The organism is Thalassobellus citreus, from assembly GCF_044385915.1.
Taxonomy (GTDB): domain Bacteria; phylum Bacteroidota; class Bacteroidia; order Flavobacteriales; family Flavobacteriaceae; genus Thalassobellus; species Thalassobellus citreus.
Genome location: NZ_JBISCC010000125.1, coordinates 44,823 through 57,481, shown reverse-complemented (window position 1 = coordinate 57,481; position 12,659 = coordinate 44,823). Strand labels below are relative to the sequence as shown.

Annotated in this window: 13 protein-coding genes; all 13 read left to right on the top strand. The window is 29.3% G+C overall.

Going from position 1 to position 12,659, the window contains the following annotated elements; all coding sequences use genetic code 11:
• Positions 1 to 42 precede the first annotated feature (42 nt).
• The 13 genes from ACH5TX_RS10635 to ACH5TX_RS10575 all read left to right on the top strand — a co-directional run bounded on the left by ACH5TX_RS10635 (position 43) and on the right by ACH5TX_RS10575 (position 12,659).
• The gene (locus ACH5TX_RS10635; protein WP_439339483.1) at positions 43 to 570 is read left to right on the top strand and encodes a DUF6913 domain-containing protein; all 528 of its coding nucleotides are present in this window, start codon (positions 43 to 45) and stop codon (positions 568 to 570) included.
• The gene (gene dapA, locus ACH5TX_RS10630; protein ID WP_439339482.1) at positions 563 to 1,441 is read left to right on the top strand and encodes a 4-hydroxy-tetrahydrodipicolinate synthase; all 879 of its coding nucleotides are present in this window, start codon (positions 563 to 565) and stop codon (positions 1,439 to 1,441) included. The genes ACH5TX_RS10635 and dapA overlap by 8 nt, the downstream gene beginning before the upstream one ends.
• A 1-nt stretch (position 1,442) precedes the next feature.
• Positions 1,443 to 2,366, top strand: a complete 924-nt coding sequence (locus ACH5TX_RS10625) for an ion channel (RefSeq protein ID WP_439339481.1) — start codon at positions 1,443 to 1,445, stop codon at positions 2,364 to 2,366.
• A gap of 107 nt (positions 2,367 to 2,473) precedes the next feature.
• The gene (locus ACH5TX_RS10620; RefSeq protein WP_439339480.1) at positions 2,474 to 3,301 is read left to right on the top strand and encodes an outer membrane protein assembly factor BamD; all 828 of its coding nucleotides are present in this window, start codon (positions 2,474 to 2,476) and stop codon (positions 3,299 to 3,301) included.
• A gap of 12 nt (positions 3,302 to 3,313) precedes the next feature.
• On the top strand, positions 3,314 to 3,643 hold the full coding sequence (locus ACH5TX_RS10615; RefSeq protein ID WP_439337426.1) for a DNA-directed RNA polymerase subunit omega: 330 nt from the start codon (positions 3,314 to 3,316) through the stop codon (positions 3,641 to 3,643).
• Between the two features lie 9 nt (positions 3,644 to 3,652).
• Positions 3,653 to 4,864 (top strand): bifunctional phosphopantothenoylcysteine decarboxylase/phosphopantothenate--cysteine ligase CoaBC, encoded by a 1,212-nt coding sequence (gene coaBC, locus ACH5TX_RS10610; protein WP_439339479.1) that lies wholly within the window; start codon positions 3,653 to 3,655, stop codon positions 4,862 to 4,864.
• Positions 4,857 to 5,744, top strand: a complete 888-nt coding sequence (porD, locus tag ACH5TX_RS10605) for a type IX secretion system protein PorD (protein WP_439339478.1) — start codon at positions 4,857 to 4,859, stop codon at positions 5,742 to 5,744. The genes coaBC and porD overlap by 8 nt, the downstream gene beginning before the upstream one ends.
• Before the next feature lie 64 nt (positions 5,745 to 5,808).
• The gene (gene recN / locus ACH5TX_RS10600; protein ID WP_439339477.1) at positions 5,809 to 7,461 is read left to right on the top strand and encodes a DNA repair protein RecN; all 1,653 of its coding nucleotides are present in this window, start codon (positions 5,809 to 5,811) and stop codon (positions 7,459 to 7,461) included.
• Between the two features lie 105 nt (positions 7,462 to 7,566).
• Entirely contained in the window at positions 7,567 to 8,385 is an 819-nt protein-coding gene (locus ACH5TX_RS10595) for an enoyl-ACP reductase FabI (RefSeq protein ID WP_439339476.1), read from the top strand.
• A 65-nt stretch (positions 8,386 to 8,450) separates the two neighbouring features.
• Positions 8,451 to 9,458, top strand: coding sequence for a glycosyltransferase family 2 protein (locus tag ACH5TX_RS10590; RefSeq protein WP_439339475.1), 1,008 nt, complete (start codon positions 8,451 to 8,453; stop codon positions 9,456 to 9,458).
• Positions 9,455 to 10,417: a CdaR family protein gene (locus tag ACH5TX_RS10585; protein ID WP_439339474.1), complete on the top strand. Its 963-nt coding sequence runs from the start codon at positions 9,455 to 9,457 to the stop codon at positions 10,415 to 10,417. The genes ACH5TX_RS10590 and ACH5TX_RS10585 overlap by 4 nt, the downstream gene beginning before the upstream one ends.
• A complete protein-coding gene (coaE, locus tag ACH5TX_RS10580) occupies positions 10,414 to 11,001 on the top strand; it encodes a dephospho-CoA kinase (protein ID WP_439339473.1) in 588 nt (195 codons plus the stop codon). Before ACH5TX_RS10585 ends, coaE begins: the two co-directional genes overlap by 4 nt.
• A 77-nt stretch (positions 11,002 to 11,078) precedes the next feature.
• Positions 11,079 to 12,659: a sensor histidine kinase gene (locus tag ACH5TX_RS10575; protein ID WP_439339472.1), complete on the top strand. Its 1,581-nt coding sequence runs from the start codon at positions 11,079 to 11,081 to the stop codon at positions 12,657 to 12,659.

Sequence of the window (12,659 nt, the reverse complement as noted above, 5' to 3'; positions counted from 1 at the left end):
TTGAAAGTAGTTTTGTTACCTTTGCCGAAAGTATAAAGGTAAATGATTTTTAAAGGTTTTAAGGAAAAATCTAATAAAAAGTACTTAAACAAATTGTTATCTAAAAGACAATTAAGTTTTGTTGATAATAAGATTGATAGTTTAGGTATTATCTTAAATATTGATGAAACTGACGATTTTGAAAAGCTTAGAAATTTAGCTGATTGTTTAAAAGTTAGGCCCAATAAACTAAAAATCATAGCCTTTTCTTCTAGTAAAACAAATGATTTATACACCTGGACTGCGTGTTTTAATTATAATGATTTTGGTTGGAAAGGCGTTATTAAAAATGTTGAACTACAATCTTTTTTAGAAAAAGAGTTTGATGCTTTAATTAGTTTTTACGATGAAGATGTTTTAGAATTAAAGATGCTTACTGCTATGTCGAAAGCTAAATTTAAAATAGGTGTTTTGCAAACAGACGAGCGTTTAAATGATTTAATCATTAAAACAAAAATAAAAGAATTTAAGGTGTTTAAAAAGGAGCTTTTTAAGTACTTAACTATATTAAATAAAATTAAAAATGAATAGTAAGTTTTTAGGAACTGGGGTTGCTTTGGTTACACCGTTTAAATCAGATTTAAGTGTAGACCATGAGGCATTGACAAATATTGTGAATTATAATATTGACAATGGTACCGATTATCTTGTAATTTGTGGTACCACTGGAGAAAGTGTAACCATAACTAAGCAAGAGAAAAAGGAGGTTATTGCTACCATTTCTAAAGCTAATAATGGTCGATTACCAATGGTTCTTGGAATAGGAGGTAACAATACGATGGCTGTTATTGAAGAAATTAAAACCACAGATTTAAGTAATATAGATGCTATCCTATCGGTTTCTCCTTATTATAGTAAACCAACTCAAGAAGGAATCTATCAACATTTTAAAGCTATTTCTGAAGTATCGCCAGTAGATATTATTTTGTATAATGTACCTGGGCGTACCTCAAAAGGTATGGATACGGAAACAACATTAAGGTTGGCTCATGATTTTAAAAATATTATTGCAGTTAAAGAAGCAGGTAATAATGTTTATAATTATTTGCAATTAATAAAAAATAAACCAGAAGATTTTTTAGTAATTTCTGGAGATGACGACTTGGCTTTAGGTATTGTTTTAGCTGGAGGAGCAGGGGTTATTTCGGTGATTGGTCAGGCGTTTCCTAAAGAATTCTCAGATATGATTCGTTTAGGATTAAATGGTGATGCAAAAGAAGCGTATAAAATTCATTATAGATTAGTTGATGTCATAGATTATATTTTTGAAGAAAATAATCCTGCAGGAATTAAATCTGTTTTTCAAGCTTTAAGTTTATGTCAAGATACTGTTAGGCTACCTTTAGTGCCAGCTTCAAATCAGTTAAAGCAAAAGATACAAGATTTTGTAAAAACATTTTAATTTGGCAAAAAAAATAAAAGATCCAGGTTTAGGAAATGCCTCTTCTTTAAATGCAAAGCGCATGATGAAGGCAGACGGATCTTTTAATATACAGCATGTAAATAAACCAGTAAGATTTTCTGAAGCATACCATTATTTGGTAAATGTTTCATGGCTTCATTTTTTTATGCTAACTTTTTCTGTTGGGGTTTTAATTAATTCGGTCTTTGCAATACTTTACCTTGTTATAGGAATTGAGCAAATTATTCCTTCAACAGGAAGTATAAGTCACGACTTTTTAAATGCTTTTTTCTTTTCAATGCAAACGTTTACCACTTTAGGGTATGGCTCAATGTCTCCTAATGGTATCGCAAGTGGCATTTTGTCTTCAATAGAGGCTTTTTTAGGTTTAATGTTATTTGCATTTGCAACAGGGCTAATTTATGGGCGTTTTTCAAAACCAAAAGCAGCAGTTAGGTTTAGTGAGCATATTGTTTTAAGAGACTTTAATAATTCAAGAGCTCTTATGTTTAGACTTGTTAATAACAGGAAAACAACTATGATTCAGCCTAAAATTACGGTTACCTTAGCACTCTCTAAGCAAAATACATCAGGGCATTATGAAAATGACTTTTATAACCTTAAATTAGAAAGAGATACTATAAATTACCTGCCAACAACATGGACTATTGTTCATGAATTAGATGAAGATAGCCCATTAATTAATTTTTCTAATGAGGCGTTAATTAAAATGCATGGTGAATTTATAATAATGATTAGTTATTATGATGAGTCTTTTAATCAAGAAGTACATCAAATGCATTCTTATGTTTTGAGTGATGTGCTTTCAGATTATAAATTCAAAAAGGCTTACTATTACAATGATAAAGGGAAATTAGTTTTAGATTATAAACTTTTTGATGCTGTAGAATCATTTAAAAGTTAAATATTACTTAATCCTTAGTGTTGGTATAATACAACAAGTATTTTAGCATTAAAATATATTTTTAAAATCCATATTAATAACTTAATTTTGCACCCTGTTTTATATTTATGAAAAATTTATTTTACATATTAATAACATTTACTGTTTTAAGCTCTTGTAGCGAATATCAAAAGGCATTAAAATCTGAAGATATTGCAACTAAGTTTAAGATGGGAGAGGATTTATATAAAGAAGGTAAATTTGCTAAGGCAAATAAACTGTTTGCTTTAATTGTACCTAATTATAGAGGAAAGCCACAAGCCGAAAAATTAATGTACTTATATTCTAATTCATTTTTTCAAATGAAAGACTATTATGTTGCTGGTTATCAGTTTGAGCGTTTTGCTTCTAGTTATCCAAAAAGTGAAAAGTTAGAAGAAGCTTCCTTTTTAAGTGCTAAAAGTTATTATATGCAGTCTCCTGTTTATAGTAAAGATCAAACAGAAACTAAAGCTGCTATAGAAAAACTTCAAAACTTTATTAATTTGTTTCCTAATTCTCAGTACGTTAGTGAAGCGAATAAGCTAGTTAAAGAACTTGATTTTAAATTAGAGAAAAAGGCCTTTGAAATAGCAAAGCAATATAATAGAATATCAGATTACCCTGCATCAGTAAAATCGTTTAACAATTTTGCTTTTGATTTTCCAGGTTCTTCTTTACGTGAAGAGGCTTTGTTTCTTAAGCTTGATTCAGCATACAAACTTGCTGTTAATAGTAGAGAAGTTAGGAGAACTCCTAATGGAATTGTTCCTTTAAAATTTAATCGATTAAATGAAGCAAAGGAATATTATGAAGCATTTAAAAATACTTATGTAAATTCTTCTCGTATTGAAGAGGTAGAGGAAATGGGTGCGACATTAGAAGAAGAAATAAAAAAATACAGTGCTAAAAGTTAAATAACAATAATAATGGATTTAAAGAAAACCAATGCTCCAGTTAATACTGTAACATACGATAGAAATCAAATTGACGAGCCAACAGAGAATATATACGAGTCAATTTCAATTATTTCTAGACGTGCAGAACAAATTAACACTGAGATTAAAAAAGAACTTATTGATAAGTTAGAAGAGTTTGCTACTTACAATGATAGTCTTGAAGAAATCTTTGAAAACAAAGAGCAAATTGAGGTGTCTAAATTTTACGAAAAATTACCTAAACCTCATGCTTTAGCTGTTCAAGAATGGTTAACAGATAAAATTTATTTTAGAAATACTGAGGAAGAAACTCAAGAATAATTTTTTAAAATGTCAATACTAAGCGGCAAAAACATACTATTAGGCGTCAGTGCTGGTATTGCCGCTTATAAAACAGCTTTATTAGTAAGGTTGTTTGTTAAATTAGGCGCTAACGTAAAAGTTGTTATGACGCCTTCTTCTAAAGAATTTGTAACACCCTTAACTTTATCAACACTTTCTAAAAACCCTGTATATTCTTCTTTTGTAAACAAAGATGATGATAAAGGTGTGTGGAATAGCCATGTAGATTTAGGGCTATGGGCAGATTTATTTATAGTAGCTCCAGCTACGGCAAATACAATGGCTAAAATGTCTATTGGTATTTGCGATAATTTATTATTAGCTACATACTTATCAGCTAAATGTCCGGTGTATTTTGCACCTACGATGGATTTAGATATGTACAAACATCCATCTACTTTAGATTCTCTTGAAAAATTAAAATCTTTTGGAAACATCATGATTCCTCCTACAAGTGGCGAATTAGCTAGTGGATTGGTAGGAGAGGGCAGAATGGCAGAACCAGAAGATATTGTTTCTTTTGTAGAAAACGATACTTTAAAGAAGCTTCCGTTACGCGGAAAAAAAATACTTATTACTGCTGGTCCTACATACGAAGCTATAGATCCTGTTCGTTTTATTGGGAATCATTCTAGTGGTAAAATGGGCTTTGAAATAGCTAAAACTGCTGCTAATCTAGGTGCTGAGGTTATTTTAGTTTCAGGACCAACTTATCAAAAAGTAACACATAGTTTTATTAAAGTTGTTCCAGTAACAAGTGCCCAAGATATGTATAATGTAGCTCATGAGCATTTTAATGATGTTGATGTAGCCATACTTTCTGCAGCTGTTGCCGATTATAAACCAAAAGAAGTTGCTTCTCAGAAAATAAAAAAGAAAGATTCTACGTTAACTTTAGAGTTAGAAAAAACAAAAGACATTTTAGCTTCTTTAGGAGCTATTAAAAAACAACAATTTTTAGTAGGTTTTGCATTAGAAACAAATAATGAACTTGAAAATGCAAAAGGAAAATTAAAAAGAAAGAATTTAAATTTAATTGTTTTAAATTCGTTAAACGATAAAGGTGCTGGATTTAAAGTAGATACTAATAAGGTTACTTTTATTGATGATAAAAATACGGTAACGCAGTTTGAATTAAAATCTAAAACGGAGGTTGCAACCGATTTATTAAATAAAATTATAAAAGAAATAGATGCGTAATTTATTAGTTGTTTTATTGTTTTGCTTTAGCGTTTTAGGTAATTCACAAGAATTAAATTGTAGAATTGTTGTAAATGCGCAGCAAACAGGTAATGAAAATTTCCCAATTTTTAAAACCTTAGAAAAACAATTAAACGAATTTGTAAATAATACCAAGTGGACAAATAAAACCTTTGCTGCACAAGAGCGTATAGATTGTAGTATGGTTATAAATGTTGCAAATTATAGTGGCGAGTCGTTTCAGGCATCGTTACAAGTGCAATCTTCTAGACCTGTTTTTGGTTCGTCATTTTCAACACCTGTTTATAATTTTAATGATAAAGACTTTAATTTTAAATATTTAGAGTTTCAAAATTTAATATACAATCCTAATCAGTTTGAATCTAATTTAATATCTGTTTTAGCATTTCATATTAATATGATTTTAGGATTAGATGCCGATTCTTTTTCACCTAAAGGAGGCGATGCTTATTTTAAACAAGCACAAATAATTACAAACTATTCACAACAAGGTAATTTTTCTGGATGGAAAGTTGAAGATGGACTACAAAGTAGATTTGCCTTAATAGATAATTTATTATCACCAACATTTAAAGAGTATAGAGATGTTATGTACGCATATCACAGAGAAGGTTTAGATGCTATGAGTGGTAATGTTAAAGAAGGAAAAGAGAAAATAGCTACTGCTGTTTTAAAGTTTAAAGCAATGAGTAGTAGAAGACCTAATTCATTTTTGTTACGTACTTTTTTTGATACAAAGGCCGATGAAATTCAACAAATTTTTAGTGGAGGTCCTAATGTAAATATTGCAAGTTTAAAAGAAACACTTCAAAAAGTAGCGCCAATGCATAGTAGTAAATGGCAAAACATTACGTTTTAAATTATAACATAATTAAAACGCTTTCACTATATTTATTTTTATAATTTAAATATCATAAAAAGTTTTGCTGACATCACTTTCTATAAAAAATTACGCGTTAATAGATCATCTTCAAGTTAATTTTGATGAAGGTTTTTCAATAATTACTGGAGAAACAGGCGCTGGTAAATCAATTTTACTAGGAGGGTTATCTTTAATTTTAGGTAAACGAGCCGACTTAAGTAGTTTAAAAAACACGACGCAAAAATGCATTATTGAAGCTGTTTTTAAAGTGTCTAACTATAATTTAAAAGCACTATTTGAAGCTGAAGATTTAGACTATGAGGATCAAACAATTATTCGTAGAGAAATTTTGCCTTCAGGTAAATCTAGAGCATTTATAAATGATACGCCTGTTAAATTAAGTAGTTTGAATTTATTGGGAGAACGTCTCATAGATATTCATTCGCAACATCAAACCTTAGAACTTACAAGTAACGATTTTCAATTTCAAATAATTGATGCTTTAGCTACTAACGATGCTATTTTAGAAAATTATAGTTTAGAGTTAAAAGGATATAAAAAGCTTCAAAAAGAGTTAAAAACACTTTTAGATTTTCAAGCAGAAGCCATAAAAGAGCATGATTATAATTCGTTTTTATTAAATGAGTTAGTTGAGGCCAATTTAGTTGATGGTGAATTAGAAACTCTAGAAGTAGAATACGAAACCTTAAATAATGTTGAGGGAATAAAAGAAAATCTATCTGAAGCTTATCAATTATTAAGTGAAGAGCAAATAGGTACTTTATCAAGTTTAACATCATTAAAAAATATCTTTCAAAAACTTTCTGGGTTTTCTCTTAAGTATGAAGATTTGTTTAATAGAGTAAATAGTAGTCTTATTGAAATGGACGATGTATTTACCGAGGTTGATGCGTTACAAGAAAATTTAGATGCAGATCCTGTTAGATTAGAAGTTGTAGATGCAAAACTAAAAGTACTTCATAATTTAATGCAAAAACATGTAGCAGCTAATGTTTCAGAATTAATAACTATAAAAGATGCTTTATACGAAAAAGTATCAGTTACTGAGAATTTAGATGGTACTATAAAAAAGAAAGAAGAAGAAATAAAAGGAAAGGAAGCCGTTTTAAATAAAATAGCTAAAGCAATTCATAAAAATAGACAAGAAGTTATTCCTCAATTAAAACAACAATTAGAAAGTGTTTTAGCAAGTTTAGGAATGCCAAATGCACAGTTTAAAATAGATATTGTTCTTGGTGATAATTTTTTAGCCAACGGAAAAGATGATTTGTCCTTTTTGTTTTCTGCTAATAAAGGTGGTCATTTTAACGAACTAAAAAAAGCAGCATCTGGAGGAGAATTATCAAGAATTATGTTAGCTATTAAATCGATGCTTTCAAATTATATACAACTCCCAACCATTATGTTTGATGAGATAGACACAGGTGTGTCAGGAGAAATTTCAAATAAAATGGGAGATATTATGTTGCAAATGAGTAAGAGCATGCAAGTGTTTTCTATAACACATTTACCACAAATTGCAGCCAAAGGACATGCGCATTTTAAAGTATATAAAGAAGATGTAAATGAAGTGACTCAAACTAATTTAGTAAAGTTAACTCATGACGAGCGTATTGTAGAAATTGCTCAAATGTTAGGAGGTTTAGAGGCATCTTCATCAGCCATAGCACATGCTAAAGAGCTACTAAATTGAAAAAAAATAAAAGTTAAAAATTATAAGTTAAAAGTTTAGTACTTTTGCCGTTAATATTAGAGGCAAGTTTTAATTAACCAACAAGAAAGATATAAAATAACCAATATGTCATATAATTTATTAAAAGGAAAAAGAGGAATCATTTTTGGAGCTTTAGACTCAAATTCAATTGCTTGGAAAACAGCAGAACGTGTTCATGAAGAAGGCGGGCAGTTTGTATTAACAAATGCACCTGTAGCAATGAGAATGGGACAAATTAATGAGTTAGCTGAAAAAACAGGTTCTCAAATTATTCCTGCTGATGCTACTTCTTTAGAAGATTTACAAAATTTAATCGATAAGTCTCAAGAGATTTTAGGCGGAAAAATTGATTTTGTATTACATTCAATTGGAATGTCTATTAATGTTAGAAAAGGAAGACATTATACAGATCAGAATTATGATTGGACGCAAAAAGGAACAGACGTTTCTGCTATGTCTTTTCATAAATTGATGCAAACTTTATACAAGTCTGATGCCATGAATGAGTGGGGAAGTATCGTTGCTTTAACATATATGGCTGCACAACGTGTATTTCCTGATTATAATGATATGGCTGATAATAAAGCGTATTTAGAAAGTGTTGCTCGTAGTTTCGGGTATTTCTTTGGACGTGATAAAAACGTACGTGTAAACACAATTTCACAGTCACCAACACCAACTACAGCAGGTAATGGCGTAAAAGGTTTTGATGGTTTTATTGCCTATGCCGATAAAATGTCGCCACTTGGTAATGCAACAGCTTTAGATTGTGCAAATTACACCGTATCTATGTTTAGTGATTTAACAAAAAAGGTAACATTACAAAACTTATTTCATGATGGAGGTTTTAACAACATGGGAGTTAGTAATGCAGTGATGGATACTTTTATGGAAAAAGAATAAAAATTCTTTAAAATATAGAAAACAAGCCACCTTTAAAACGGTGGCTTTTTTGTTACATTTGTGTTATGCAATTACAATTTTCATTTATAATCCCAGTTTATAATCGTCCAGACGAAGTACAAGAGCTTTTAGAGAGTTTTGCGGCTTTAAAAACCAGTACTGACTATGAAATTGTTATTGTAGAAGACGGGTCTTCTGTATCTTCAAAAACTATTGTAAATAGCTTTAAATCTAAATTAAATATATCGTATTTTTTTAAAGAGAATTCAGGACCTGGAGATTCTAGAAACTTTGGAATGCAGCATGCAAAAGGAAATTATTTTATCATTTTAGATTCCGATTGTATTCTGCCAGAAAACTATTTAAGTGAAGTAGAAAAGAGTTTAAAACAAAACTATGTAGATTGTTTTGGAGGTCCAGATGCGGCTCACGAATCGTTTACAAATCTTCAAAAAGCTATTAATTTTTCAATGACATCGTTTATTACCACAGGCGGTATTCGTGGTAATAAAAAAAGTGTTGATACTTTTCAACCAAGAAGTTTTAATATGGGTATTTCTAAAGAAGCTTTTGAAGCTTCAAAAGGATTTGGACGTGTTCACCCTGGAGAAGATCCCGATTTATCTATAAGACTTTGGAATTTAGGTTATAAAACAAAGTTAATTCCAGAAGCTTTTGTATACCATAAACGACGCATTTCATGGAGTAATTTTTATAAGCAAGTTAATAAATTTGGTTTGGTACGTCCTATATTAAACAAATGGCACCCTACAACTAAAAAATTAACATATTGGTTTCCTTCGCTTTTTACTTTAGGTTTTATAGCGGCAATTCTATTATTTTTTCTTAATTTCAAATGGTTGTTATTAGGCTATGCATTCTATTTTTTATTAGCTTTTGTTGTAGCATTAATAACTACCAAAAGCATTATAGTTTCGTTTTTTGCTTTAATAGCTATTTGGGTTCAGTTTATAGGGTATGGCTACGGGTTTATAAAATCTACTTTTGCTATTTCAATATTAAATAAAGACCCCGAAAATTATTTTCCAAATTTGTTTTTTAAATTGAAATGATAAAAAAAATTAAATCAGACATACTCGCTTCAATAAAGAATAAACGAATTAATGTGTTCATTTTGTTTCTATTGTCGTCGTTTGTTATTTTAATATTCACCAAACTTTCAAAAGATTATACCAATACTATTGTTTTTAAAATAAACGAGGTAAATGTGCCTCAAGAAAATGTTATACTAAATGACTCTAATAATGCTCTCGCAATTACATTAAAAACACACGGTTTTAAATGGTTAGATTATTATTTTTCTAAACCTAAAATAGAAGTTGATTTTAGTAAAGATGTTTATAAAAAAGATTCAGTTTTTGTTTGGAGTAAATCAAAGGCATTTTTAAACAACACACAGTTTGATAAAAATGTAGAAATATTAAATATGTCTCCCGATACTTTAATGTTTCGTTATGATGTTAATTTAATAAAAAAAGTTCCTGTAAAGCTTAATGCAAACATTGAGTTTACACCAGGTTATAATGTTTCAGAAGCTTATGTGTTAGAACCAGATTCTGTTCAAATTATTGGTCCAAAAGTTATAGTAGCTAAAATAAACAAGATTGAAACAGATTCTATTTATTTGTCAGATATTAGAACAGATTTACTAGAAACTATACCATTAAAATTACCAAATAACAATAAAGAGTTAAAGTTTTCTGCTACCAATATTGTTTTAAAGGCTTCAGTGGAAAAGTTTACAGAGGGGACATTAAAAATACCAGTGAATGTTATTAATGTTCCTGCTAATATGAATTTGAAGTTTTTCCCAAAAGAAGTAAATGTCTCTTATTCGGTAAGTTTAAGTAATTTTAATGCTATTAATACTACCAGTTTTAAGGTTGTGTGCGATTATAATAAATTATCAAGCAGTCAGTCTGTTTTAATCCCTGAGTTAGTTAAGATGCCAAGGCTTGTTAAAAACGCAAAAATTAACCAAAAACACATAGAATTTATAATAACAGAATGATTATAGTTGGATTAACAGGAGGCATAGGAAGTGGAAAAACTACAGTGGCAAAAGAGTTTGAGCAACTAGGTATTCCTGTTTATATAGCCGATGAAGAGGCCAAAAAACTCATGGGAAGGTCTAAAATAATTAAAAGAAAACTCACGCAATTGTTTGGTGCCGATACTTATATTAATGATGCGCTAAACAAACCTTTTATAGCTAATATTATTTTTAATGATAAGGCATATTTGCAAAAAATGAATGCTATTATTCATCCTAGAGTAGCAAAACATTTTCAAAAATGGGTAGCAAAGCAAGAAGCTCCATATGTTATAAAAGAAGTGGCTATTCTTTTTGAAAATGATGGTTATAAACAATGCGATTTTGTAATAACCGTCATAGCTCCAATAGATTTAAGAATTAAGCGTTTACTAAAGCGTGATAACACTACTGAAGCTAAAATTGAAGCCATTATGAATAACCAATGGACAGATGAAGAAAAGATAAAACGTTCTCATTTTGTTATTGAAAATATCTCCCTTGAAAACACAAAAAAACAGGCGTTTGAAGTCCATAATGAGATTCTTAAAAGTTTGGAGTAAAAAGCTAATTTTAACATTTCTGTTAATGTAAGGTTAAAACGTAAGTAGGCTAAATGTTAAAATGTTAATTTTGACTAATGAGCAAAAGAATATTTGTACTATTAATAGTTTTAATGAGTTTGTCGCTTATAGGTATTATATCTGTACAAGCTTATTATATAAATAATTCAGTACAAAATGAAAAGGAACGATTTAAGTATAACGTAAAGAAGTCTTTAAATTATGTTTCTAATACTATTGAGAAAAGAGAGTTTGATGAGTTTTATAAAAAATTCCAACGTTTAGATAAAGAGAAGAAAGAAGATTCATCTGTAGTCTCTCAATTATTTGTTTATCAGAGAAATAATAATACTAATCAAACTTTTCTTTATACTCAGGGAGTTTTAGAAGAAAATTTTAAACTGTCTTCTTCTCTTTTAGATACAGGTTTCGATATTGATACATTAAGTTTAAAAAAGTTTACAGGAAATTCTAAAATCGAAATTTTTAATAATTCAGATTTAAAATATAAAGATTTTCAGAAAAGCCCTATTACAAGTATTGTTAATAATAGTGCGCCTATTTTAGAGACTAATATAAAATATTTTGAAAAGTATTATAAACAAATTTTAAAAAGAGAGCCTATTTATAAAAGGGTTTCTGAAAAGGAAATAAAAAAATTATTATCGAAAAAACTAAAAGATAATGATATAGATATAGATTATGAATTTGCTATTTATAGTAACGATTTGGCAACAAAAGTACAAAGCGATAATTTTGAAAATCATGTAAAATCAACTTTTAGTGTTCCTATTTTTTATGATGAGAATACTCAAACACCATATAAGCTTTTGGTTAATTTTCCTGAAGATGGAAAATACATTTTATCATCAGTAATAAAGATGATATTGCTATCTGTGGTTTTTACATTAATCATTATTATAGCTTATGCTAGCTCATTATATCAATTAATTAAGCAACGAAAAATATCTGAAATAAAAACAGATTTTATTAATAATATGACGCATGAGTTTAAAACTCCAATAGCTACTATAAATTTAGCTTTAGATTCTATTAAGAATCCTAAAATTATTGGCGATAAAGACAAAGTTTTGCGTTATCTTAACATGATAAAAGAGGAAAACAAACGAATGCATGCGCAAGTTGAAAACGTTTTAAGAATCTCTAAATTAGAAAAGAACGAATTAAATATTAGTAAGGATAGAGTTAAGCTACACGACTTAGTATTAGATGCCATTACGCATGTTGAGCTTATAGTAGAAGATAGACAAGGTTATATAAAAACATTTTTAGATGCAGAGAAAACATCTGTTTTAGCCAATGAAACGCATTTTACAAATGTAATAGTGAATATTTTAGATAATGCTATAAAGTATTCGCCAGATGCACCAAAAATAGAAGTATATACAGAAAATGTTGGAAACAATATTATATTAAAAATAAAAGATCATGGTAGCGGTATGAGTAAAGCTGCCTTAAAGCGTGTGTTCGAAAAATTTTATAGAGAGCATACTGGAAATATACACAACGTAAAAGGTCACGGTTTGGGGCTGGCGTATGTGAAAAGAATTGTAGACGATCATCAAGGTCATGTGTCTGCAGAGAGTGAAAAAGATAACGGAAGTACATTTACAATTAAACTTCCAATAATAACATAA